Consider the following 24,079-nt stretch of genomic DNA (forward strand, 5'->3'; position numbering starts at 1 on the left):
CGTAGGTGGCGCCCTCGCTCGGGAGTAGTCCTTTGGTTAGGGGGCCGAGCCGACTTCGACGAGGAGGACGCCGCCCATGATGAGGGCGATGCCGATCGCCATGAGCACCGAGAACGGCTCCTTGAAGATGAGCGTGCTCGCGACCGCGGTGAGGGCGACACCCGCGGCGGCCCAGATGCCATAGGCGATGCCGAGCGGCATACCGGCCCCGAGCGAGAGTGACAGCAGGGAGAACGCGGCCACGTAGCCGACCGCGACGACGATGTAGAGCAGACGGCGACCGCCGACGGCCGCGCGCAGCGCGAGCGTCGCCGTCACCTCGGTGAGGATTGCGCCGATCAGGAAGACCCAGTCCATCAGGCGCTCGCTCCGGTGCTCGTGGCGCTCCCGGCGCGGCGCGCAGCAGCCCGTTGGGAGCCGAGCTCGACGCACAGCACGCCGCCGATGATGAGGACGAGGCCGCCGAGCATGATCGGGGTGAGCGGTTCGCCGAAGAGGACCGCGGCGAGGAGTGCTGTGGCCGCGACTCCCGTCGCGCCCCACACGCCATAGGCGACGCCGAGCGGCATACCGGCGCGGAGCACGAGGCCGAGGAGGACGAACGACGCGACGTAGCCGATCACGACTGCGACGTACCAGCCGGGGACATCGAGCGCCGCCTTGAGGGACAGCGACGCGGTGACCTCGACGGCGATCGCGCCGGCGAGCAGCAGCCAGGGTCTCACGGTCGCCTCCGGGTGAGATGTCGTGTGCGGATGGATCGTTCGGTCCGATTCGCACGGTATCACCGCTCGCAGCAGCGCCGCACGACGGATGGCGTCCGGGGCGGCAGGATGGACGTATGAGGATCGTCGTCGTCGGTGCGGGAGCGTGGGGGCTGCCCGCTGCAGCCGAGTTGCAGGCTCGCGGGCACGAAGTCGTGCTCGTCGACCGCTACGGGGTGGGGAACGCGCTGTCGTCCTCGTCCGGCCCGACCCGGTTATGGCGATTCGCCGATCCTGACCCCGTGAAGGTGCGGCTCGCGCGGCGCGGGCTCGAGGCCATGGAGCGGCTTACGGCCCGCTCGGGCACACCCGCCTTCATCCGCCGCGGACTCCTCTGGCGCGACGACGCGGGGCTCGATCGGCTCGTCGGCACATTGGATGCGGAGGGTGTCGAATACACCTCCGTGGACGCGGAGGACGTCGGGCGTTTCTTCCCCGGGCTCCGCTCCGACGGACGCGACGCGGTGTGGGCGCCGGACGGCGGCTCCGTGCTCGCCGCGGACTCTCTCGCCGCTCAGGCGCGCCTCTTCGCCGCGGACGGCGGTCACACGGAGTTCGGGCGAACGGTCACCCGTGTCGAGCGGACGGGCGCCGGCCCTCGCATCCATCTGTCCGACGGCGCGATGCTCGACGCGGACGTCGTCGTGCTCGCGGCCGGTCCCGGTTCGTCACCGCTCCTCGCGGGGCTCGACATCGACGTGCCCCTCCTGCCGGTGCTCGAACAGGTCGTGCACGTGGGCGACCCCGCTGCACCGCATCTCACCGACGACTTCCCCGGCTTCATCGACGCACCGTCCGGCGACGAGTTCGGCATTTACGCGATGCCGACGCCCGGCGTCGGCTACAAGATCGGCATCGATGACGCGATCCGCGACTGGGCGGAGGACGACCACGACCGCACGCCGAGTGTCGAGCGCACGCGCGAGACGGTGGAACGCGTCCGCCGGGACATGCCGGGCATCGCCCCCCACGCCCTCGACGCCGCGGTGTGCTCGTGGACGGCGTCGCCCGACGGGCGCTTCGTCGTCGATCGTCTCGATGGCGGCGTGGTGATCGCGTGCGGCGATTCCGGGGCTGGCTTCAAGTTCTCCGCCGTAATGGGGCTGATCCTGGCCGACCTCGCGGAGGGTACCCCCGCGGACCCCGACGTCGCGAGCCTGAGCCTCGCCCGCTTCGACGGCGCACCCCCGCGCGCCGTCCCCCGGAGCCTCTTCGACCTCTGACGACCTCTGACCCCGCTACCCATACCCCAAAAAGATCGCGACACGGCACGTGCTTTCGTGCTGTATCGCGATCTTAATGGGGGAGGGGGGTGAGGGTCTTGGTGGTGCCGTCCCAGAAGCGGGCCGCCGTGAGCGTGCCGTCCGAGAGTGGGGGGAGGAGGGGGAGGGCGAGCGCGACCTGGTCGGCGGTGAGGCGGCGGGCGAGCGTGACGTGCGGCGTCCACGCGCCGGGAAGGCTCGTCGGCACGGGGTCGGTGGACGCTCCGACGACGTGGGTGTGGAGCGCGAGCAGCTCGGTCGTGACGACGACGGTGCGGATCAGGACGAAGCGGTCGCGCGCCGCAGGGAACACCGCGACGGCGCCGAAGTGCAGCGGCAGGGGGAGCCTGTCGAACGCGTCCGTCGGGATCTGAGCCCGGTCGAGGCGCTCGCCCGCCACGAGGGTGACGTGCGGCGCATTGCTCGCGGCGGTGTGCGATGCGAGGCTCGGCAGCTCATGATCGGCGAGGGTACGCCATTCCGCGCGGACCGCCGCATCCGTGGCGTCGTCGAGAGTGAGTTCGATGCTCCGCATGAGCCCATCTTGCGTGAGCCGGCAGGAATCCGCACACCGGGAATGCCCGCCCGCGCCCATGGTGTTTCCCTCAGTGAAGCGATAAACTTGAGTCACACCGACTCAAGTCTGTGATGAAGGAGACCATACTCATGCAACCGGGTCAGCAGCCTCCCCAGGAGGACCAGAAGAGCGCCCTCGAACAGTACGGCGTGAATCTCACCGAGGTCGCCCGCAACGGCACGCTCGACCCCGTCATCGGCCGTGACGCGGAGATCCGCCGTGTCAGCCAGGTGCTCACGCGACGCACGAAGAACAACCCCGTGCTCATCGGTGAGCCCGGCGTGGGAAAGACCGCGGTCGTCGAGGGTCTCGCGCAGCGCATCGTCGCCGGAGACGTCGCCGAGTCGCTCAAGGGCAAGGAGATCGTCGCCCTCGACATGGCGGCCCTCGTGGCCGGAGCGATGTACCGCGGCCAGTTCGAGGAGCGGCTGAAGTCCGTGCTCAAGGAGATCAACGAGGCGGAGGGACGCATCATCACCTTCGTCGACGAGCTCCACATCCTCATGGGGGCGGGCGGCGGTGAAGGGTCTGTCGCCGCCTCGAACATGCTGAAGCCCATGCTCGCCCGCGGTGAGCTGCGGCTCATCGGCGCCACGACTCTCGACGAGTACCGCGAGTACGTGGAGAAGGACGCCGCCATGGAGCGGCGGTTCCAGCAGGTCTTCGTGGGGGAGCCGAGCGTCGAGGACAGCATCGCCATCCTACGCGGACTGAAGGAGCGCTACGAGGCGCACCATAAGGTCGCGATCGCGGACTCCGCGCTCGTGGCCGCCGCCGCGCTCTCGAACCGCTACATCCCCGCGCGTCAGCTTCCCGATAAGGCCATCGACCTCATCGACGAGGCCGCGTCGAGGCTCCGGATGGAGATCGACTCGGCCCCCGTCGAGATCGACCAGCTGCGACGCAGCGTCGATCGTCTGAAGCTCGAGGAGCTCGCGCTCAAGCGGGAGAAGGACGACGCGTCGCGCGATCGGCTCGCCAAGCTGCGCGAGGACTTGAAGGCGCGCGAGGCGGAACTCGCCGGGCTGCAGGCGCGCTGGGAGCAGGAGCGGGCGTCCCTCAACCGTCTCGGCGACCTCAAGACGCGGCTCGACGAGGCGAAGATGCGGCTCGACCGCGCCATGCGCGACGGCGACTACCAGAAGGCCTCCCGCATCGAGTACGAGGAGGTCCGCCCCACGCAGGCGGCGATCGTCGAGGCCGAGCGCGCAGAGCAGGAGCCGCAGGGCGACCGCATGGTGGGCGACCAGGTGACCGAGGCGGACATCGCCGAGGTCGTCGCGGCGTGGACGGGCATCCCCGTCGGGCGTCTCCTGCAGGGTGAGACCGACAAGCTCCTGCACCTCGAGGCGGAGCTCGGCAAGCGGCTCATCGGTCAGAAGCGCGCCGTGCGTTCCGTCGCCGACGCCGTGCGGCGCTCGAGGGCCGGCATCTCCGACCCCAACAGACCGACCGGGTCGTTCCTCTTCCTCGGTCCGACGGGCGTCGGCAAGACGGAGCTCGCGAAGGCACTCGCGGAGCAGCTCTTCGACGATGAGAAGGCGATGATCCGCATCGACATGTCGGAGTACGGGGAGAAGCACTCCGTGTCGCGGCTCGTCGGGTCGCCCCCCGGCTACGTCGGGTACGAGCAGGGCGGTCAGCTGACCGAGGCTGTGCGCCGCCGGCCCTACTCCGTCGTGCTGTTCGATGAGGTGGAGAAGGCCCACCCCGAGGTGTTCGACATCCTCCTGCAGGTGCTCGACGACGGTCGGCTCACCGACGGTCAAGGGCGCACGGTGGACTTCCGCAACACGATCCTCATCCTCACGTCGAACCTCGGCTCGCACGTGCTCGTGGACCCGTCGATCCCGGACGAGCAGAAGGAGGCCACGGTGCAGGCCCTCGTCCGCCAGTCGTTCAAGCCGGAGTTCGTGAACCGCCTCGACGACATCGTGGTGTTCCAGACGCTCTCCGAGGAAGAGCTCGGACAGATCGTCGAGCTCTACATCGATCGGATGCAGCGGCGACTGGCCGAACGCCGCCTGGAGCTCGCGGTGACGCCCGACGCGCGGGCGTGGCTCGCCGAGCGCGGCTACGACCCGATCTACGGAGCGAGGCCACTGCGTCGTCTGATGCAGAGCCAGATCGACGACAAGCTCGCCATCGCGATCCTCGACGGGTCGATCCGCGACGGCGACACGGTGCGGGTGGATCTCGACGGGACGACGGACGCCCTCACGGTGCAGCCGCTCGTGCCTCACGCCGTCTAGTCGACGTCCCCTGCGAAGAACGTCCTCCGTGCCCGAGTCGAGCACGGAGGACGTTCTTCGCAGGGCCCGAGCGGCTCAGGAAGCGATGAGGACGGTGCTGCTGCGCCACCCGAGCGAGTCGTCCCCGACCTGCCAGACCACCGTGAGAGCCTGCGCGGTGTCCGCCCCGGTCGTATCGGTGGCGACGGTGAACTCCTTCCCGGCGTCCGACGCGGCGCCGGTCTCGGCCGGGACCTCCGTGCCGTCGATGTACGCCCACACCGTGTCGGGGTAGCCGATCGTCGAGGGGGTATCGGAGTCGAAGCTCTCGGGGCTCGCGAAGAAGATCTTCGCCGGTTCTGCCGCGTCGAAGGCGCCGGCCTCGGCCTGGTCCTCCGCCCCGCTCGCGGGGTTCCGCCACTCGTACAGGGAACCGCCAGTGGTCGGGATGCCGGCGTCGTCGATGAGCGGCCCGACGTCGGTCTCGCGGACGATCCATGCATCGGCCGCGGCGTCGGTCTGGGCGCTCACGAGTGTGAAGGCGCCTTCCGGACCCTCGGTCTCCGTGAGGTTGACGTCGGCGAAGGCCGTGGCCTCCTCCGGCGTGGTCACGCCGTCTCGGCCGAACCAGGATGCGTAGACCTCGGGGTCGCCGCCATAGAACGACTGCGCCTCCGGCGTCAACAGCGCCCAGGCGGCCGCACTGTCCTCCGCGGCGATCGCCGACAGGTAGTCGCGCACGAGGGTCTCTGACGCGCTCTCCTCGGGAGTCGCGCTCGCCGACGCGGGGGCGGATTCGCTGGCCGTCGGGGTGGATGCGGCGGGTTCGGTGGTGGCGCACCCGGTGAGGGCGAGAGCCAGAACCAGAGCGGATCCGCCGAGGATCGTGATGTTCCGTCGTGTGTCCATCATGGTCTCCACGTTACCGAGAGCCACCGATGGCGCCATCAGCCTGTGGGGGGATGGACCGATCGTCGGAGGGTCGCTACCGTGCCCAGGCAGTCGACCCTCTCGACAGGATCAGTGGTGCGCGACGGCCGGGGTGTCGGCCGTCACCGGCGACGGACGCACGAAGAACGCCGCGATGATCGCGAGGGTGGAGATGGCGCCTCCGTAGAAGAAGGCGGTGTGCACGCCGCCCGCCGTTGCGGCCACCTCGCTCGCGCCGCTCGCGAGGAGTGATGCCGTGCCCACCGTCATGACCGAGACGAACAGGGTGGTGCCCGCCGCACCGGCGAGCTGCTGGGTCGTCCCGATGATCGCGCTGCCGTGCGAATAGAGACGCGGTTCGACCGCGCCGAGTCCCGCCGTAAAGAGCGGGGTGAACGTGAGGGAGAGACCCGCGCTCAGGACGACGTGCAGCAGGAGGATCGTCCAGACGGGCGTCGACTCGGTGGCCAGCATGGCGAGGCCCCACAGGGCCGCCGCGACGATGATGGTGCCGGGTACGAGGAGCGGTCGTGCCCCGAGACGGTCGTAGGCGCGTCCGACGAACGGCGCGCCGAGGCCCATGAGCAGGCCGCCCGGCAGGAGGAGCAGGCCGGCCTCGACCGGCTCGAGCCCCAGCACGTTCTGCAGGTAGATGGGGAGCAGGATGATCGTGCCGAAGAGGGCCATCATCATCGCGGCCATGAGCACCACCGTGACCGCGAACGTCGAGGAGCGGAACGTGCGCAGGTCGAGCAGGGCGCGGTCGGTGCGCTGCAGGAGCAGCTGACGCGTGATGAACAGAGCGAGGCCGGCGGCGCCGACGACGAACGGCACCCACACGGGAACGATCGGCGTACCGCTCGCGCCCTCGCCGAGTGAGCTGAGGCCGTAGACGATCCCGCCGAAGCCGAACACCGACAGCACGACGGACACGGGGTCGATGCGGGCGTCTGTGTGCTCTCCGACGTTCTTCATCCGGCTGAGGCCGAGGATCAGCGACGCGACCGCGATGGGGAGGACGAGCCAGAAGATGAAGCGCCAGTTCAGGATCTCGAGGATGAGGCCGGAGACGGTCGGTCCGACGGCGGGCGCGACGGAGATGACGATGGAGATGTTGCCCATCATGCGTCCGCGGCTGGCGGGTGAGACGAGGGTCATGACGGTGGTCATGAGCAGAGGCATCATGACGGCCGTCCCGCTCGCCTGAATCACCCGACCGACGAGGAGGATCTCGAAGGTGGGCGCGATTGCGGCCGCGAGCGTTCCGATGCTGAAGAGCGTCATCGCGGCGCCGAACAGCGTCCGCGTCTTCACGCGTTGGATGAGGAACCCCGTGATGGGGATGATGACGGCCATCGTGAGAAGGAAGGCGGTGGTGAGCCACTGTCCGACGTGCGCTTCGATGCCGAAGTCCGCCATGAGGTTCGGGAGGGCGACGCCCATGACCGTCTCGTTGAGGATGACGACGAACGCCGAGACGAGAAGCAGCGTGATGACGGAGCGGTCTCGCGGGGAGAGAGCGTCGGACGCGGGCGCCGATCGGTCGGGGAGAGTCTTCTGTTCTGTCATCTGTCGCCTCGCGTCGTTCGTGGTGTGTGATCCGGCAGGCGACGACCGCCGTGTGTCCTCCGACCTGTCGGAGGGGTGTCACGCGAGGGCTGTCGTGCGGATGAGTCGTCGCGGCGGGTCAGGGGCCCGAGCGCATATCGAAGCAGAACCGCGAGAGGCGTCCCGCCATTCCCGGACGGGTGGAATTCGCGCAGAACCGCGTCTCCAGTATCGCGTGACCGACGCCCCTGGACCAGACGATCCCCCGGTTTCAGCTGCGGGAAACCGGGGGATCGATCGTGGGTCGTCGGTCGGGGGTCAGTCGTCGTCAGTCGTTGACGAGCACGATCTCGTCGAGGTCCTTGCGCGACCGGGGTGCGGTCTCGCGCTCGCGGAGCATGTCCGACTCGAGGGCGTCGGGCGAGCCGAGCACGCCGACGGCTGTGACCGTGACGGGAACGAGCCGCTCGTCGAGACCGAACGAGGCGCGGATCGCGTCCACGTCGAAGCCGCCGACCGGGTGCGTGTGCAGGCCGCTCTTGTGCGCCTGCAGGTTGAACGTGGCCGCGGCCTGACCGAGGTCGTAGATCGCCCACGGCAGCGGCGTGCCGTCGGCGGTCGAGGTCTCGGCGATGTTGACGACGAGGGCGTGCGAGCTCGCGGCCCACGCGGCGTTGAAGGGGACGAGCGCGTCGGCGATACGCCGGAACGTGTCCGTGCCGCGACGTCCGACGATGAAGCGCCACGGCTGCGTGTTGCTCGCGGAGGGAGCCCATCGCGCGGCTTCGAGAGCGGCGACGAGCGCCGTCTCCTCGAAGGCTGCGGTCGGGTCGAAGGATCGCGGGCTCCATCGGCCGGCGATGACCTCGCTGATGGGGACGCTCGTGTGGGCGAGGCGATCGGGGGTCGTGATGCTCATGGTCTGCTTCTTTCCGTCAGGTGCATGGTGACCGGACCCCGTCGTCCTCGACATCGTCAACATCGCTCTCCGACGCTTCTATTCCTGAGTATGGAAGATCGTCTCGATGGTGCCGGGCACCGAATCGTCCTGCAGGCTCGTGACGTCTCCGAGGGGGCGGCCGTCGGCGATGTCGACGAGGAGCCGGCGCATGATCTTGCCCGAACGCGTCTTCGGGAGGTCGGGAACGGCGAGGATCCACCGCGGCTTCGCCACCGGCCCGATGACCTCGGCCACGTGAGCGCGGAGGGTCTCGGTGAGTGCGGTGGAGCGCCGCCGCCAGGCCGCCGGGTCGCTGGACTCCGCGACGTCGCGCCCCGACGGGATGACGAAGGCGGCGATCGCGTGGCCGGTCACCGGGTCGGCCACGCCCACGACACCGGCCTCGGCCACGTCGGGGTGGGAGACGAGCGCCGACTCGATCTCGATCGTCGACAGGCGGTGGCCCGAGACGTTCATCACGTCGTCGACTCGGCCCAGCACCCAGATGTCGCCGTCGGCGTCCCACTTCGCCCCGTCTCCCGAGAAGAAGAAGCCCTGCTCCCAGAACCGCGTCCAGTAGGCGTCGCGGTAGCGCTCCGGGTCGCCCCACACGGTGCGGGCGAGCGACGGACCCGGGCGATCCACCACGAGGTACCCGCCGGAACCGTATGGCACCGTGTCGCCGGCCTCGTCGACGATGCGGACGCCAAGACCGGGGAGGGCTCGAGTCGCCGATCCGGGTTTCAGGGTGCTCGCGCCGGGGAGGGGGGCGAGCACGGCCGCTCCCGTCTCGGACTGCCACCACGTGTCGACGATCGGGGCCGAGCCCGCCCCGATGTTCTCGCGGAACCACATCCACGCCTCGGGGTTGATCGCCTCGCCCACCGTTCCGAGGAGCCGGATGCTCGAGAGGTCGAATTCGGACGGCACCCCGCTCGGGAACCACGAGCTGAGCGTGCGGATGAGCGTGGGGGCCGTGTAGTAGGTGGTGACGCCGTACCGCTCGATGATCTCGAAGTGCCGCGTGCGCTGCGGGGTGTCTGGCGTGCCCTCGTAGATCACCTGGGTGAGCCCGTTCGACAGCGGGCCGTAGATCTCGTACGTGTGGGCAGTGACCCACGCGAGGTCGGCTGTGCACCAGTGCACGTCGTCGGGCTTCGCGTCGAAGACGGCCCAGTGGGTGAACGAGGCCTGCGTGAGATAGCCGCCGGACGTGTGCACGAGGCCCTTCGGCTTCCCCGTGGTGCCCGACGTGTAGATGATGAACAGCGGCGTCTCGGCGTCGAAGAATTCGGGGGAGTGCTCGGCGGGCGCGGCATCGAGCGCGTCGTGCCACCACACGTCGCGGCCGTCCGTCCACGGGATGTCGGGAGTCTGCTGCCCCGTTCGTCGGACCACGAGGACGTGCTCGATCGCGTCGGCACTGGCCACGGCACGATCGGCGTTCTCCTTGACGGCGACGGCCTTGCCTCGTCGGAACTGTCCGTCGGTCGTGATGAGGAGCTTCGCCCCGGTGTCGTGCACGCGGAACGCGAGCGCCTCGGCGGAGAAGCCGCCGAAGACGAGTGAGTGGATGGCGCCGATGCGGGCGATCGCGAGAGTGGCGATGACGGTCTCGGGGATGACCGGGAGGTAGACGACCACCCGGTCGCCCTTCCCGATGCCGAGCGCTGTGAGAGCGTTCGCCGCCCTGGCGACCTCGCGTTCGAGTTCCGCATAGGTGATGCTGCGCCTGTCGCCGGGCTCGCCCTCGAAGTGGAGCGCGACCTTGTCTCCACGGCCGGCGGCCACGTGACGGTCGACGCAGTTGACGGCGACGTTGAGGCGGCCGCCGGAGAACCATTCGGTGTGGGGGACGGTGAGCGAGCCGTCGTCGGCACGGCGCACGGGCTCCCATGTGTGGGCGGTGTGCCACGGCGTGTGCCAGTCGAGGCGGTGTGCCTGCTCCTCCCAGAACGCCACAGGGTCGGCCGCGGCCCGTTCGGCCCAGGATGCGCCGACATTGGCGGTCGCCGCGATGTGAGCGGGCGCGGGGAACGAGCGGATCTCGTCGAGGAGGTTCGCGATCGTGGCGGAGGGAGGAGGGGGTGCGTCGGTCACGTCGTCAACGCTACGGGGCGACGCGGACGCCCGACGGTCCCCGCGCAACTCTGCGTAAACAATGGCACCCGCCGCCCCTGTGGACGACGGGTGCCGAATGCCGATCGAACGGCCCAGGCCCGACGCGGTTCAGGCCTGACGCGGTTCAGGCCTGACGCGGCTCCGGATCGATGTCCGGGTCGGTCTCGTTCTCCACGGTGTGCGATTCCACGGCGTGCGTGTCGTCGGAGTGCTCGTCGCCCGGTCCGGGTCGCGCGGGTTCGTGGTCGTCCGACTCCTGGGCGCCAGGCGTCGACTGGTCGAGGCGGGCGGCCTCGATCGGGTCCGTGGGCTCGAGGCCGTCGGTGTCGGCGTGGTTCGACGTGTGCTGAGTGGACCGGCTGTCGTAGATCGGGGCGCCGTCGCTCCCGTCCTCGCCGATGTGCTCGGAGAGACCGCCGGAGCCGCCGAGGTGCTCGCCCGGCCCCTTCTTCTCGTCCTCGGCGCGCTTGGCCGCCCACTCCTCCTTGGCGCCGTCCATGATGGGTGCGTCCTGGGTGTCCTCGGGAGCCATGTGGTCCTCCTCGTCTCGGGTCGAGAGTGGTCTCGACTCCGCTCAGCGTACGAAGGGACCGCCCGAGCGGACAGACGGTTGACGACCGGGGCCGGGCGTGACAGGTGCGGAGATCGATCGGGGTGCACCCCGCGGGAGTCGTAGGCTCGTCCTATGCATGCAGCCGTCATCCACGCAGCCCACGATGTCCGCTTCGAGTCCGTTCCGGATCCCGTCCTGTCCACCGGGGGCGACGCCATCGTGCGGGTCGTCGCATCGTGCGTGTGCGGCTCCGACCTGTGGCCGTACCGCGGCGTCACCGAGACCGAGGAGCCGAAGCGCATCGGCCACGAATTCGTCGGGATCGTGGAGCAGGTGGGCGACGACGTGAGCCGCGTGAAGGTCGGCGACTTCGTGATCGCGCCCTTCTACGACTGCGACATGACGTGTGTGAACTGTCGCAACGGGTTCAGCACGTCGTGCCTCGAGGGCGGGTGGTGGGGTGCTGACGACCGCTCCGGTGCCTTCGCCGACGGCGGCCAGGGCGAGTTCGTGCGTGTCCCGCACGCCGACGGGTCCCTCGTCGCGACGCCGGAGCAGCCGTCAGACGAGCTCATCCCGCATCTCCTCACCCTCGCCGACGTGATGGGGACCGGGCACCACGCGGCCGTCTCGGCCGGCGTCGGCCCGGGGAAGACGGTCGTCGTCGTGGGCGATGGCGCTGTCGGACTGTGCGCCGTGCTCGCGTCGAAGCGTCTGGGAGCTGAGCGCATCGTCGCGATGTCGCGCCACGAGTCGCGCCAGAACCTCGCAACGCGTTTCGGCGCGACGGACATCGTCGCGGAACGCGGCGACGAGGGCGTCGACGCGATCCACGCCATGTTCGACGGCGTCGGCGCCGATTGCGTGCTCGAGTGCGTCGGAACGAAGGAGTCGATGGACCAGGCTCTCCGCTCGGCCCGTCCGGGTGGCCAGGTGGGCTTCGTCGGAGTGCCGAACGGAGGCCCCGAGCTGCCGATGCGCCGCATGTTCGGAACGAACGTCGGCGTGCGCGGCGGTGTCGCCCCCGTGCGGAACTACATCGAGGAACTCCTCCCCGAGGTGCTGTCAGGCAGCCTCGAGCCCGGTCTCGTCTTCGATCTCGAGCTGCCGCTCTCGGAGGTCGCGGAGGCCTACTCCGCGATGGACGAGCGGCGCGCCATCAAGGTGCTGCTCCGCCCCTGACGCTCGTCGTCGTTCATGGCGAGCCGATAGCCTGTCTCCCGTGTTGGTCCGTATGGAGGCGACGTGAGCGGACGAGCGCTCTTCGGTGTTCCGCGCCGCGCTCCGGGACTGGTGGACAGGTCGGCGCTCGAGTCGCGCCTCGACGATGCCGCTGCGATCACCACGCTCACCGCCGGTGCCGGATTCGGAAAGACCGTCCTGCTCGCGAGCTGGGCGTCGTCGCGCGAGCACACGGGCGTGTGGATCGACGGGTCGACGGCGGCAGGTGACCGCGTCTCGTTCTGGCGCAACGCCTTCGCCCTCATCGCTGAGGCCGGCGAGCGGACCGGGAGCGAGGTGCTGCGCACCGCGGTGATCCCGTCCTTCGATTCGCTCGTCGAGGCGGGCGTGACGCCGGCTGTCGCCGCGTTCGCGCGGAGTCTCGGCTCGCCGTTCGTGCTCATCATCGACAACGCCCACATGATCGATCTGCCTGCGATCGCGTCCGATCTCGTCGGCTTCTCCCGGTTCGCCGACGGGTCGAGGCTCATCGTGTCCGACCGTCATCGCCGATTCCGGCCCACTCTGCTCGCCTCCGACGTGGAGGAGACCCGCCTGACGGGCCCCGATCTCGTGCTCTCTCCCGACGAGATCGCCCGGCTGATCGACGGCCTGGGCACTCGGGTGCGCAACCGTGTGTCCCCCGCGGAGGTGCATCGACTCACCGGCGGGATCGTGGGTCTCGCCCGCCGTGTCGTGGTGACGCCCGGGCCGCATCCCGAGAGTGGTGGCGAGCTGCTCGAGCCGTGGACCGAGGCGATCGGACCATCGACGGGCGACCCGCGGAACGGGGTAACCGACCTCGCCGCGGCGGGGATCCCCCCTGCGCACCTCATCGCCGCACTCGGTCGCGCGACAGCCGATGAGGCCGCCCGTATCACGGGCATGTCGCCGGACGAGGCGGCGCGCGTCCTCCAGGCGGGGAGCGATCACGGGCTCGGATGGTGGGAGGAGACGGGCGGCCCCGCGCAGTTCACGTTCGCGCGGATCGCGTCGATCGCCGCTCGATCCGCCGTCATGCGTTTCGGCACGGCGGATCAGCGCCGGCGGGTCGCTGCCCGCTTCGCGCAGGTCTTCGCCGAGCGCGGGGAGGCCATGACCGCGTTCGGTCTCGCGCTCGATGCCGAGGACTACGACCTGGCCGTCGCGATCGGCAAGCGCTCGTACCTCCAGCTCATCCGCGACGACACCCCGGGGACGCTGCAGCGGCTGCGGCGCATCCCCCTGACGAAGCTGCGGAGACAGCCGCTCCTCGTTCTGTTCATCGCGATGCTGCACGCACAGTCGCCGAGGGGCCGCGCGGCCGCGCTGTTCCACTTCGCACTCGCAGAGCGGCTCGCACGGGCCACCGAGTCGAGCGGGGCGGCCGACGACCGCGCGATCATGGTCGGGGTGCGCGGGGCCGCGATGAGGATGCAGGGGAAGTTCGATCGGGCCGTCCCCGTGGCACGCGAGTTCCTCGATCGCTTCGATCGACTCTCTCCCGAGGAGCAGGATCGACTCAGCAGCGTGAGTCGCCCCTTGTTGTGGCAGGCGGCGCACACCTTGTTCTTCGCGGGAGAGACGGAGACGGCCGTCGGAGCGGCACAGCGCATGCTCGCCGTCCCGGTGCCGTTGTCCGACGGTGAGGCGGACACGGGCCTGCGCCCGGCTCTGTCGGTCGTATCGGCGGTGTCCGCCGTCGTCGGCTCGATGGGGGAGGCGCGCGCCGCGCTCGATGAGGCGCTCGTCCACCCGGCCCGCTCGAGCGACTTCTATCTCGTCTGGGAGCGGACGACGGCCGCGATCGCGGCGATCGAGGACGGGGACTTCGCGAGCGCCGTTCCGCTCATCGACTCCATCGACCACGACATGGGGGCCAGTGAATACTGGCCGGTCGATGCCGTGATCCGGGCGCTCGCCGAGGTCGGCGACGGTCGTGTGGACGGCGCGATCCGTGTGCTCGAGGCTGTGCTCGAATCGGATGCGCCTCCCCGTCAGGCCGCGCCGACGCGCGACGTCGTGGTCGTCCTCCATGCCCTCCTGTGCGTCGCCGGCCGACCGGCGGGGAGAGCAGCAGGGATCCTGCGGCACGTCTCCCGGCGCGGCCCGGCCGTGGCTCTCGCCGAGGCCGTCATCGCGTTGCGCGCCGACGAACCGGTCTCGGCACTCGGGCTCGTCGGCCGCGGATTCGGTGATGCGTCGACGTCACCCCGAGTGAGGGCGTCAGCCCTCCTCGTCCGCGCAGCGGCGTCGTCGGCGGTCTCGCAGGACGATGCGGCGGCGCGGGCCGCGCGCGAGGCCGTCACCCTCATGACCGCGACGGGCCTCGCGACGCCGTGGCTGGTCCTCACCCCCTCGGAACGTTCGACCCTTCTGGCCCTCGTCGGGCCGGAGCTGGCCGGCGCGGACGTCGTCGCCGCGGCCGAGCGGATGCCCACGGTCTATCTCGACGGCGCGCGGGTGGAGAGGCTGACGGCGAGGGAGCGCGACGTGCTGGCACGGCTCGTGGCGGGGGACACGATCCCACAGGTCGCCGAGGCATCGGGGGTGTCGTCCAACACCGTGAAGACCCAGCGTGCGCGGATCTACCGGAAGCTCGGTGTGGACAACCGCGCCGATGCCGCGCGCGTCGCCCTCGAACACGATCTGCTCTGAGCCCACGCCGGGGGCCCACGGATCGATGACCCCCATCCGGGCGGATGACGTGCGCGGGTGACAGATGCCGGCGCCCTCGGAAGCGCTCATAGGCTGGCGTGCGGGCCCCTGCCGTACCCGAAGCGGCGGACGGCCCTCCCCGCGAACGCGCCGCCGTCGACCCGAAACGACATCGGCCGTTCTCCGTACGAACGCCGTCCGGGCGAGCCGTTCTCGCCCGGACGCGCGTCGTTCTCCCTCCCGAGGAACACCCGTGCACGCCACCCGCCGTCAGCCGAGCCCGCTCCTGCTCCGCGACCCTGCCGCCGTCGTCCCGGTGGTCTCAGCCTCGACCGGCTCGGGGTCCGCGGTCTCTGCATCCTCCCGTTCAGCCGGCCGCTCGTGGGGCGGTCCGCTGCTGGTACTCGTCGCCGTGCTCGCCGTGCTGTGGACGGTGCCGATCGCGGTGGACACGATCATGATGGGCGGCGCGCTCGTTGAGCGTGTCGCACTCTTCCTCGTCGTCACCTTCGCTCTCGGCGGCTGTTTCCCGGTGGTGGTCGCCGGTCGGCGTCGCCGCCTCGAGCGACACTGACCGACCGGTAACGTCTGAGGTGCGTCGCCACCGACGCGTAGCGACACCGAGGTCTGGGAGAGGGATGTCGACGTATTCGACGAGGAGTCTGCTGCAGTGTGCGGCGATCGCGGCCGCGAGCGCCGTGGGGCTTGTCCTGATGACGCCCCTGACGTCGTGGCTCGCCGTGCTGAGCGCACCGGTCTACGCGGCCGTCGCCTCTCTGCACATGCTGGGGCCCATGATCGCCCTGCGCTGGACCCGGCTGCCGTGGGCCGCCTCGCTCACAGCGTTCCTCGCAGCGCTCATCGCCATGCCGTTCTCGACGCTCGGTGCGCTCCTCGTTCCCGCCCTCGTGCTCCCGGCCCTCGCGATCGACGTCGTCGTGCTGCTGGCCCGGCCTCGCGGCGGGTGGCTCGGCCTCTACGTCGGAGCGCTGTGCGGAGGTCTCGTGATCTTCGCGATCTCCTTCGTCGTGATCCCCGCCGATGTCGTGGGTCCGGCGCTCATCGTGACCCTGCTCGTCGTGCGGCTCGGCTCCTACGCGGCGGTGATGCGCCTCGCGCAGTCCGTCGCGACCGGGCTCGTGCGCGCGGGGGTCAGGCCCTCGACGGCGTCGAGACCGGACCGTGTGCGGCGCGGCTCCTAGACGGAGGAGGCGAGCTCCGCACGGATGCCGTCGATGAACGCGTCCACGTCGTCCTCCGTGGTGTCCCACGAGCACATCCAGCGGACCTCGCCCGTGGAGATGTCCCAGTCGTAGAAGCGGAAGGCCTCGTGGAGGCGTGCGGCCGCCGCGGCCGGGACCGTCGCGAAGACGGCGTTCGCGTCGGTCGACTGCGTGAAGGCGAGACCGGGGGCCGAACCGTCGGCGATCGACGCCTCGAGGCCCGCGCGGAGACGTGCCGCCATCGTGTTCGCGTGGGCCGCCGACCGCTGCCACAGGTCGTTGCTCAGCAGCTCGATGAACTGCGCCGAGAGGAAGCGCATCTTCGACGCGAGCTGCATGTTCATTTTGCGGAGGTACACGAGCCCGTCGGAGGCGGCCGGGTCCAGGACGACGATGAGTTCTCCGAGGAGGAGGCCGTTCTTGGTGCCGCCGTAGGAGAGCACGTCGACGCCGGCATCGGTCGTGATCGCACGCAGGGGCACGCCGAGGGCGGCGGCCGCGTTCGAGAGGCGTGACCCGTCCATGTGCAGGCGCATGCCGTGCGCGTGCGCGTGATCGGCCAGCGCGCGGATCTCGTCCGGCGAGTAGACCGTTCCGACCTCGGTGGACTGCGTGATCGACACGACGAGCGGCTGCGCACGGTGCTCGTCGCCCCAGCCCCACGCCTGGCGGTCGACGAGCTCGGGGGTGAGCTTGCCGTCCGGGGAGTCGACGGTGAGGATCTTGATCCCGCCGATGCGCTCGGGAGCGCCGTTCTCGTCCGTGTTGATGTGGGCGGTGGAGGCGGCGACGACAGCGCCCCAGCGGGGCAGCATCGACTGCAGCCCCGTGACGTTGGCGCCCGTTCCGTTGAAGACGGGGAAGGCCTCGGCCCGCTCCCCGAAGTGCTCGCGGATCACCGCCTGGAGGCGCTCCGTGTACGCGTCCTCGCCGTACGCGATCTGGTGGCCGCCGTTCGCCGCACCGATCGCCTCGAGGATCTCGGGGTGGATGCCGGCGTAGTTGTCGGAGGCGAAGGCGCGGAAGCGGGGATCATGCAGAACGGAGGTCACACCCTCCATCCAACCACCCCAAAAAGATTTCGATACATCACGAGTTTCCGTGCTGTATCGAAATCTTTTTGGGGTGAGGAGGGGTGGTCGGGGAGGGGCGGGTGCGGTCAGCGGGAGAGGGCGTCGCGCCACTTCACGGTGCCGCCGAGCTTCAGGAGCGAGTTCTCGTAGATCTTCGAGCCGAGCACGATCGTGCCGAGCGCCGTGATCGCGAGGATCGCGAGCGACACGAGCGGTTCCCACCACTGCGCATCCCCGAGGAACAGGCGCACGGGCATGCCCACGGGGGCGGAGAACGGCACGTACGACATGATCCCCAGCACGAGCGGGTTGTCGTAGAAGAAGATCACCAGGAAGTAGGGGATCATCACGAGCATCGTCACGGGCGTGGTCGTCGAGCCGATGTCCTCGACGCGCGACACCATCGAGCCGGTCGCGGCGAAGAGTGACGCGAGCAGCACGAATCCGAGCACGAAGAACACCACGAACCACAGCACGGGCGCCCCGAGGAGCGAGAGCAGGTCGCTCTGGCCCGTGATCGTGAGCCCGATGATCGACAGCGCCGCGATCACCGCGATCTGCGCGAACGCGAGGATCGAGTTGCCGATCACCTTCCCTGCGAGGAGCGCACGGACGGGCACGGCCGACATGAGGATCTCGACGACGCGCGTCTGCTTCTCCTCCACGACCGATTGCGCGATCGTCGAGCCGAACGTCATCGCCGATGCGAAGAACACGACGCCGAACGCGATCGCCACGAGGTAGGCCAGGAAGGGGTTCTGCGCGTCACCGTCGAGCAGCGTGACGGGTGGCGTGATGCTCAACTGCTGCAGCAGGCCGGAGGGGGTCTCCGAGTCGGCGACCACGACGATGCCGAGCGGCGTCGAATCGTCCGGGAGGATCGCCGCGGTGACGTCGCCCGAGCGGACGAGCTCCTCCGCCTCCTCCGCCGAGGCGACCTCGGTCGCGTCGATTCCCGACTGACCCTGCACGGCCGCAGCGGTGTCGCTCGTGACGGCGACCTTCGTCGCCTCGGTGTTGCCTCCGATGAACCCGCCGATGAGGATCGAGCCGAGCACCACCAGCATGAGGATGCCCGTGGAGATGAGGAACGCCTTGCTGCGGAGCTTCATCCGCACCTCGCGCTCGGCGACGAGCCAGGAGCTCTGGGCGAAGCTCGGCGTCGCGGGGGCGGTCGTCGCCCGCGCCGGCCGGGTCTGTGTCGTGCTCATGCGACGACCTCCTTGAAGATCTGGGCGAGCGTCGGTCGCTGCCGCGCATACGAGGTGACGGCGCCGCGTGAGACGGCGTCCCGGAGGACCGCTTGCGCGGTGTCCTCGGAGTCGACGTCGAAGATCGCGTCGCCCCCGTGGAAGTCGACGACGGTCACGCCCGGAACATCTCGCACCCAGCCGGCGTCGCCCGCGAGGTGCAGCTCGTACCGCAGCGACGAGTACTGCTCGCGCAGCCCCTCGCGCGGACCGTTCGCGCGGATCGTGCCGCCCGCGATGATGACGAGGTCGTCGCAGAGGCGCTCGACGATGTCGAGCTGGTGGCTCGAGAACAGGACGGGGATGCCCGACGCCGCATAATCGCCGAGCACGCCGACGACCGTGTCGACCGCCATCGGGTCGAGGCCGGAGAACGGCTCGTCGAGCACCAGCACGTCGGGTTCGTGGACGAGCGCCGCCGCGATCTGCGCACGCTGCTGGTTGCCGAGGGAGAGGCTCTCGACGAGGTCGCCGCGGCGCTCGCCGAGGCCCAGCCGATCGAGGAGCGTGTCGGCGTTCTTCTGGGCGGCGCTCGCCGTGAAGCCGTGGAGCCGTCCGAGGTAGACGAGCTGCTCGCCGACCTTCATCTTCGGGTAGAGGCCGCGCTCCTCCGGCATGTAGCCGAAGCGGCGCCGGGCCTCGGGGGAGAGCGGTCGGCCGTCGAGGGTGACCGTTCCCGAGTCCGAGGAGAGCACTCCGAGGATGATGCGCATCGCGGTGGTCTTGCCGGCGCCGTTGCCGCCGACGAAGCCCGTCATGCGGCCCGGTGCGACGTCGAACGAGACCGCGTCGAGCGCACGGCGCGTGCCGTACGTCTTGGTCACATCCGTGAGTGTGAGCATCTGGAGGGCCTTCCTGATCGTTGGTCCAACGGTACGGTCGCCGGAGTCCGACCGACATCCCCCGCCGGGCGGGTATCGACCGTCCTCCTCACGGGGGAGCAACCCGCATCGGCCCTGCCGCTCGTCGGGCGCGCGTGGGATGATGCTGTGCGTGTGGAGACGGAAACAGGACGCGGCGGACGGACAGGCGGCGGCGACGCCCGGCGCGAGCGGACTGCTCGGTGTGGGCGTGCAGGTCTACGTGCTCGAGGGCTCACCCGGCACCCACGACCACTGGGAGGGTGAACCGACGGGCGTGATCGTCTCGCTCGGCGATTCCCGCCCCGACGGCGTCGTGGGCATCCCGCGGCTCAAGGGCCAGGTGTGGAAGGTCGTCTTCGACGAGCCCCAGTACCGGCCCGACGGCACCGGCCCGCGCGAGTCCGCCGAGATACCGGCGTCCCTCCTCGTGGCGGCCCCGTTCGTCTCGGGCGACGACCTGCCGGCGGAGCTTCGCTAGCCGCACCGCGCTTCGGTCGTCACTCCGATCAGGGACGGTTCCCGCGTCGGTTCCGTCGCCACCTGTTTCGCAGCACGAAGAAGACAAGCAGCAGTGGGACGGCGACCACCACGACCCAGAGTCTCTCGCTCGCGTATCCGGTGCCCGTCAGGGCGATGACGAGGGCGACGCCGTAAGCGATGACGCACAGCACGGCGGCCAGCACCTTCGGGAACGCCTTCTGCACGGATCGAGCCTCGCGGATCGCTCGGCCACCCGCAACGGGGTCGCGCCGCCCGTGCCGCCCCTCACCCGGGACGGCGTTCCCGCGGTTCTTCCGCCGAGCAGTCGTGCTGCGATCGAGATCGCGTTCTCGTGGGGACGCCCACCGTAGTGTGTGAGAACGATGCGTCCACGCGCGATGGAAGGATGCCATGAATCCGAGGGAACGCGCTGTATGCGTGTGTTTCGACGGCCCCCGCGTGCTGCTGATGAGGCGCCTCAAGGAGGGGCGACGGTACACCGTGCTTCCGGGTGGGGGCATCGAGCCCGGCGAAACCCCCGCCCAGGCTGCAGTACGAGAACTGGCCGAGGAGACCGGGCTCGTCGCGACCGTGACCGATGACCTCGTGACCGTCGATCACGACGACCGGCGGGCGCACTACCTGCTGATGGTGGCGACGCCCGGAGAGCCGACTCTGGGAGGGCCGGAGGCCCTCGCGGAGAGCGAGGACAACCGGTATCGGCCCGGATGGGTCCCGGTGGCCGAGCTCGCCGACGAGCCGCTCCTCCCCGAGGAGGCGCGAGCGGTAGTGCTTCGAGCTTTCGCGGAAAGCCTCACCGATGGCCGCTGAAGGGGACCCGTCCGGTTTCCCGGAAGCGTCGTGCGCGGAGTTTCACTCGCCCGGGACGGCGATCCCGTTCTCGTACGCGTAGACGACGGCCTGGATGCGGTCGCGGAGGCCGAGCTTCTGCAGCACCTTCGAGACGTGGCTCTTCACCGTGGCCTCGCCCACGTAGAGGCGCGAGGCGATCTCCGCGTTCGAGAGGCCCTGCGCCACGAGGCCCAGCACCTCGAACTCGCGCTCCGTGAGCTCGTCCACCTCGGCGGGGCGCTGGCGGGGTTCCGCGCCCGGTGCCGAATTGGCGGTGCCACCGAAGCGTTCGATGACGCGGCGCGTGACGGCGGGCGCGAGCAGTGCGTCGCCTGACGCGACGACGCGCACGGCCTCGACGAGCTGCTCCGGCGTCGAGTTCTTGAGCAGGAACCCGCTCGCTCCCGCCTGCAGCGCGGAGAAGAGGTAGTCGTCGCGGTCGAAGGTCGTGAGGATGAGCACGGCGCCGTGGAGGGCCGGATCCGCGACGATGACCCGCGTGGCCTCGAGTCCGTCCATCCCCGCCATCTGCACGTCCATGCAGATCACGTCGGGGTCGAGCTCGGTGGCGCGATCGATCGCGTCGGACCCCGACGCGGCCTCTCCGACGATCTCGATGTCCGGTTGTGCGCCGAGGATGATGCGGAAGCCCGCGCGCACCATCTCGTGGTCGTCGACGAGCAGCACTCGGGTGGTCACGATCGTTCTCCGCTTCCCGACACCACGGGGGCATCGGTCGATTCCGACTCCGACGCGGTCGCGACAGGCGCCACCGGCACGCGGGCCCGCACCACGTACCGCCCGTCGCCCGCACGACCGACGTCGACGGTGCCACCGGAGGCCGACGCGCGCTCCCTCATCCCCACGTGGCCGAGTCCCCCGGGATTCGGCGTGCCGCTCGTGGCCCGCCCGCTGTTGCTCACCTCGAGCTCGACGGCATCGTCGAGGTACCGCACGCGCACGTCTGCCGTGGCCGCGCTTCCCCCGTACTTCCGGGCGTTCGTGAGTGACTCCTGCGCGATCCGGTAGAGGTTGAGGGCCACACCGGCCGGCACACGTCGCGGGGTACCCACCACGTCGAGCGTCGTCGGGAGGCCGGCGGCCGTGGAGTCGTCGACGAGAGCGGGGAGGGCGTCGAGGCCGAGGGTCGAGGCGCTCGTGGCCGCCGGGTCGACGGCGCGGCCGTCGGGCTCGCGGAGGGTCTTGAGCAGTCCGTGCAGTTCGTCGATCGCGCTGCGGGCGTTGATCTCCACGTTGCTGAGCGCGTCGCGAGCGGCCGTCGGGTCGCTCTGCATGACCATCCGGGCGGCTCCAGCCTGCACTCCCATCACGGACACGTGATGCGCCACCACGTCGTGCAGTTCGCGAGCGATCCGTACACGTTCGAGGCTCACGGCCTGTGCTGCCGTCCGCTCCCGTTCGAGTTCGAGTTCGCGGCTCCGTCGCTCGAGAAGCGCCTTGGACCGCGCGCTCGCGAGCGCGCGGTCGCCGAAGAACCACGCACCGCCGAAGTACAGCAGGTTCGTGAGCACGTTGATGAGCAGGTAGGCCACGAGCGGAGAGAATGCCCCGGCGCGCGAGAACCCGCCGAGGGCGTCGGGGTCGGTCGCCTGTTGGAACATCGCGACGAGCAGCCAGACGAACATACTCACGACGATGAGTGCGCGCGTGAGGAACGCGCGTCGGCGGTCGACCACCCAGGCGCCGACGCTGTAGATGCCAAGGAAGAGCGTGATGTTCGCCATGAGCAGCTCGGGCACCTGCATGACCTGTCCGGCGATGAACGCGACGGACAGGACGAGGGCGACCGTGCACGGGAAGCGACGCCGGAACGCGAGGGGGAACGAGATCACGGCGGCCCATACGAGGCTCACGCCCATCGGAGCCGGCTCGGCGTAGAAGCCCGCCGTGCGGTAGAGCATGAGGCTCAGGAGGGCGGCGACGAAGAAACCGGCCGCCACGATCATGTCGACGCGCAGGGCGGATCGCGAGGGAGCGGACCGGCGCCACCGGGGGTCGTCGGGGTCGAGGTCCTCCGGCGCGACGAGGTCGGGATCGACGACGTCGGGATCGACGACGTCGGGATCCACGGTTGATGCTGTCGTCGATGTGGTCACGATCGGGGGCCCATCTGGTCGGGGCCATCGGAATAATGGCCGTCGGGATCGAGCCCGTCGGGGTCGTCGCTCTCGACGTCGTCGTCGCTCCCGTCCGTGGGGGTGCCCGTCGCGTAGGCGGTGGCGTAGCCCCCGGCGCCGATCGCCGCACCGATCGCGAGCCCGATGCCCATCCCCATGGCCAGGTTGTCGAACACCGTGAGCCCGAGGCCGGCGCCGATCGCGAGGCCGATGCCGATACCGAGCGGTAGGTACGAGGCCGGCCCCAACCCGCCGCCACCCGTTCCGTCGCGTCCGTCCCGTTGGTCAACCATGACTCGAGCCTATGCATCCGCCGTGACACGCGCCTCCGTCGTGCGACGGACTCCACCGCATCGCCGGCTCAGGCCCCCGTGCCGGGCTCCACCCCGCCGATCTGCTCGCGCGCGGAGTCGAGGATCTCGAGCACGCGTACGGTCTCGTCGAGGGTGTGCAGCGGCGACTCCGTCAGCCCGGCGTCCACAAAGCGGGCGAGAGCGGCGGCCTGGTAGCAGAGCGACTGTCGCACGGGGCGGTCGTACGAATCCGTCCACTCCTCCACGAGCGATCCGTCGGCGTCGATGAACGCGACCGTGTCGGCGGTCCAGAACGGCGACGAGACCTCGAGGCGGCCGCGGTCTCCCGCGATCACGGAGCGGACGGGGGTGGGGGCGTCCACGCTCGCGCTCACGAGGGCGTGCGACCCGCGCGGAGACGACAGCACGAGGGCGGCGTGCGCGTCGACTCCCGTCGGCGCGAGGCGGCCACGAGCGGTGACGTCGAGATCGTCGCCGAGGACGAACGTCGCCCACGCCGTCACGTAGACGCCGAGGTCGAGCAGTGCGCCACCCGCGAGGCGGGGGTCATAGATGCGTGAGGTCAGATCGAAGGCAGCGAGCCCACCGAAGTCGGCCGTGACGAGCTGGATGTCGCCGAGCAGCCCGCCATCGACGGCTTGGCGCACCACGTCGCTCTGCGGGCGGTAGCGCGTCCACATCGCCTCCATCGCGAAGACGCCGGCCGCGCGGGCGGCGGCGACGATCCGGCGGGCGGCGGTCGCGGTCGGCGCGATCGGCTTCTCGATCAGCACGTGCTTGCCGGCCGCGATCGCGAGGAGTGCGTGCTCCTCGTGGTGGCTGTGCGGCGAGGCGACGTAGACCACGTCGACCTCGGGGTCGGCGACGAGGTCGGCGTACGAGCCGTATGCGCGGTCGATCCCGTGGCGCCTGGCGAATTCCTCGGCCTTCTCGAACGTGCGCGATCCGGCTGCCACGACACGCTGGTCGGTGTGCCGCACGAGCGAGTCCACGAAGTCGTTCGCGATCGCACCGGGAGCCAGGATGCCCCAGCGGAGGATCGGTGCGTCTCGCGGATCGGTGAAACGGGGAGAGGGGAGAACGGTCGACATCGTCGTCACTT

Annotated in this window: 24 protein-coding genes; 8 read left to right on the forward strand and 16 right to left on the reverse strand. The window is 70.1% G+C overall.

Annotation, left to right across the window (positions count from 1 at the left end; genetic code table 11):
- Positions 1-36 precede the first annotated feature (36 nt).
- On the reverse strand, positions 37-357 hold the full coding sequence (locus tag CLV49_RS10395) for a DMT family transporter (protein WP_106563481.1): 321 nt from the start codon (positions 355-357) through the stop codon (positions 37-39).
- A complete protein-coding gene (locus CLV49_RS10400; RefSeq protein WP_106563482.1) occupies positions 357-725 on the reverse strand; it encodes a DMT family transporter in 369 nt (122 codons plus the stop codon). The genes CLV49_RS10395 and CLV49_RS10400 overlap by 1 nt, the downstream gene beginning before the upstream one ends.
- A gap of 116 nt (positions 726-841) precedes the next feature.
- Here CLV49_RS10400 and CLV49_RS10405 point away from each other — a divergent pair, with 116 nt between their 5' ends.
- Positions 842-1,987, forward strand: a complete 1,146-nt coding sequence (locus tag CLV49_RS10405; protein WP_106563483.1) for an FAD-dependent oxidoreductase — start codon at positions 842-844, stop codon at positions 1,985-1,987.
- 73 nt (positions 1,988-2,060) lie between these two features.
- Here the strand turns inward: CLV49_RS10405 and CLV49_RS10410 are convergent, their stop codons facing one another.
- Positions 2,061-2,561 carry a 2'-5' RNA ligase family protein gene (locus CLV49_RS10410; protein ID WP_106563484.1) on the reverse strand — a complete coding sequence of 167 codons (501 nt, stop codon included), beginning with the start codon at positions 2,559-2,561 and terminating at the stop codon, positions 2,061-2,063.
- 131 nt (positions 2,562-2,692) lie between these two features.
- Here CLV49_RS10410 and CLV49_RS10415 point away from each other — a divergent pair, with 131 nt between their 5' ends.
- Positions 2,693-4,855 carry an ATP-dependent Clp protease ATP-binding subunit gene (locus tag CLV49_RS10415; protein WP_106565018.1) on the forward strand — a complete coding sequence of 721 codons (2,163 nt, stop codon included), beginning with the start codon at positions 2,693-2,695 and terminating at the stop codon, positions 4,853-4,855.
- Positions 4,856-4,930: 75 nt separating this feature from the next.
- Here the strand turns inward: CLV49_RS10415 and CLV49_RS10420 are convergent, their stop codons facing one another.
- The 5 genes from CLV49_RS10420 to CLV49_RS10440 form a co-directional block, all read right to left on the reverse strand.
- On the reverse strand, positions 4,931-5,746 hold the full coding sequence (locus CLV49_RS10420) for a hypothetical protein (RefSeq protein ID WP_127054339.1): 816 nt from the start codon (positions 5,744-5,746) through the stop codon (positions 4,931-4,933).
- 108 nt (positions 5,747-5,854) lie between these two features.
- On the reverse strand, positions 5,855-7,333 hold the full coding sequence (locus CLV49_RS10425; RefSeq protein WP_106563486.1) for an MDR family MFS transporter: 1,479 nt from the start codon (positions 7,331-7,333) through the stop codon (positions 5,855-5,857).
- Positions 7,334-7,640: 307 nt separating this feature from the next.
- Entirely contained in the window at positions 7,641-8,231 is a 591-nt protein-coding gene (locus CLV49_RS10430; protein ID WP_106565019.1) for a nitroreductase family protein, read from the reverse strand.
- Between the two features lie 78 nt (positions 8,232-8,309).
- The gene (acs, locus tag CLV49_RS10435; RefSeq protein WP_106563487.1) at positions 8,310-10,352 is read right to left on the reverse strand and encodes an acetate--CoA ligase; all 2,043 of its coding nucleotides are present in this window, start codon (positions 10,350-10,352) and stop codon (positions 8,310-8,312) included.
- 145 nt (positions 10,353-10,497) lie between these two features.
- Positions 10,498-10,905, reverse strand: a complete 408-nt coding sequence (locus CLV49_RS10440) for a hypothetical protein (protein WP_106563488.1) — start codon at positions 10,903-10,905, stop codon at positions 10,498-10,500.
- Positions 10,906-11,058: 153 nt separating this feature from the next.
- On the opposite strand from CLV49_RS10440, the gene CLV49_RS10445 reads away from it, so the two are divergent.
- The 4 genes from CLV49_RS10445 to CLV49_RS10460 all read left to right on the forward strand — a co-directional run bounded on the left by CLV49_RS10445 (position 11,059) and on the right by CLV49_RS10460 (position 15,986).
- Complete coding sequence (locus tag CLV49_RS10445; RefSeq protein ID WP_106563489.1) at positions 11,059-12,108, forward strand: zinc-dependent alcohol dehydrogenase family protein; 1,050 nt, start codon at positions 11,059-11,061, stop codon at positions 12,106-12,108.
- A 63-nt stretch (positions 12,109-12,171) separates the two neighbouring features.
- Positions 12,172-14,784 (forward strand): helix-turn-helix transcriptional regulator, encoded by a 2,613-nt coding sequence (locus CLV49_RS10450; protein WP_106563490.1) that lies wholly within the window; start codon positions 12,172-12,174, stop codon positions 14,782-14,784.
- Between the two features lie 253 nt (positions 14,785-15,037).
- Entirely contained in the window at positions 15,038-15,358 is a 321-nt protein-coding gene (locus tag CLV49_RS10455; RefSeq protein ID WP_106563491.1) for a hypothetical protein, read from the forward strand.
- 139 nt (positions 15,359-15,497) lie between these two features.
- A complete protein-coding gene (locus CLV49_RS10460; RefSeq protein ID WP_127054337.1) occupies positions 15,498-15,986 on the forward strand; it encodes a hypothetical protein in 489 nt (162 codons plus the stop codon).
- On the opposite strand, the gene CLV49_RS10465 is transcribed toward CLV49_RS10460, so the two are convergent.
- The 3 genes from CLV49_RS10465 to CLV49_RS10475 all read right to left on the reverse strand — a co-directional run bounded on the left by CLV49_RS10465 (position 15,983) and on the right by CLV49_RS10475 (position 19,172).
- Positions 15,983-17,059: a threonine aldolase family protein gene (locus CLV49_RS10465; RefSeq protein ID WP_243696615.1), complete on the reverse strand. Its 1,077-nt coding sequence runs from the start codon at positions 17,057-17,059 to the stop codon at positions 15,983-15,985. The genes CLV49_RS10460 and CLV49_RS10465 overlap by 4 nt on opposite strands.
- A gap of 107 nt (positions 17,060-17,166) precedes the next feature.
- Positions 17,167-18,291: an ABC transporter permease gene (locus CLV49_RS10470; protein ID WP_106563494.1), complete on the reverse strand. Its 1,125-nt coding sequence runs from the start codon at positions 18,289-18,291 to the stop codon at positions 17,167-17,169.
- Positions 18,288-19,172, reverse strand: coding sequence for an ABC transporter ATP-binding protein (locus CLV49_RS10475; RefSeq protein ID WP_106563495.1), 885 nt, complete (start codon positions 19,170-19,172; stop codon positions 18,288-18,290). The genes CLV49_RS10470 and CLV49_RS10475 overlap by 4 nt, the downstream gene beginning before the upstream one ends.
- A 151-nt stretch (positions 19,173-19,323) precedes the next feature.
- Here CLV49_RS10475 and CLV49_RS10480 point away from each other — a divergent pair, with 151 nt between their 5' ends.
- On the forward strand, positions 19,324-19,671 hold the full coding sequence (locus tag CLV49_RS10480; RefSeq protein ID WP_243696614.1) for a hypothetical protein: 348 nt from the start codon (positions 19,324-19,326) through the stop codon (positions 19,669-19,671).
- A gap of 28 nt (positions 19,672-19,699) precedes the next feature.
- On the opposite strand, the gene CLV49_RS10485 is transcribed toward CLV49_RS10480, so the two are convergent.
- Positions 19,700-19,897: a hypothetical protein gene (locus CLV49_RS10485; RefSeq protein ID WP_106563496.1), complete on the reverse strand. Its 198-nt coding sequence runs from the start codon at positions 19,895-19,897 to the stop codon at positions 19,700-19,702.
- A gap of 187 nt (positions 19,898-20,084) precedes the next feature.
- Here CLV49_RS10485 and CLV49_RS10490 point away from each other — a divergent pair, with 187 nt between their 5' ends.
- Positions 20,085-20,504 (forward strand): NUDIX domain-containing protein, encoded by a 420-nt coding sequence (locus CLV49_RS10490; RefSeq protein WP_106563497.1) that lies wholly within the window; start codon positions 20,085-20,087, stop codon positions 20,502-20,504.
- Between the two features lie 42 nt (positions 20,505-20,546).
- On the opposite strand, the gene CLV49_RS10495 is transcribed toward CLV49_RS10490, so the two are convergent.
- The 4 genes from CLV49_RS10495 to CLV49_RS10515 all read right to left on the reverse strand — a co-directional run bounded on the left by CLV49_RS10495 (position 20,547) and on the right by CLV49_RS10515 (position 24,068).
- Entirely contained in the window at positions 20,547-21,188 is a 642-nt protein-coding gene (locus CLV49_RS10495) for a response regulator (RefSeq protein WP_243696703.1), read from the reverse strand.
- A gap of 32 nt (positions 21,189-21,220) precedes the next feature.
- A complete protein-coding gene (locus tag CLV49_RS10500) occupies positions 21,221-22,615 on the reverse strand; it encodes a sensor histidine kinase (RefSeq protein WP_243696612.1) in 1,395 nt (464 codons plus the stop codon).
- Between the two features lie 23 nt (positions 22,616-22,638).
- The gene (locus CLV49_RS10510; protein ID WP_106563498.1) at positions 22,639-22,956 is read right to left on the reverse strand and encodes a hypothetical protein; all 318 of its coding nucleotides are present in this window, start codon (positions 22,954-22,956) and stop codon (positions 22,639-22,641) included.
- 68 nt (positions 22,957-23,024) lie between these two features.
- Positions 23,025-24,068 carry a Gfo/Idh/MocA family protein gene (locus tag CLV49_RS10515; protein WP_208019796.1) on the reverse strand — a complete coding sequence of 348 codons (1,044 nt, stop codon included), beginning with the start codon at positions 24,066-24,068 and terminating at the stop codon, positions 23,025-23,027.
- Between the last annotated feature and the right edge of the window lie 11 nt (positions 24,069-24,079).

Origin of the sequence: Labedella gwakjiensis (assembly GCF_003014675.1) — a bacterium.
Classification (GTDB): domain Bacteria; phylum Actinomycetota; class Actinomycetes; order Actinomycetales; family Microbacteriaceae; genus Labedella; species Labedella gwakjiensis.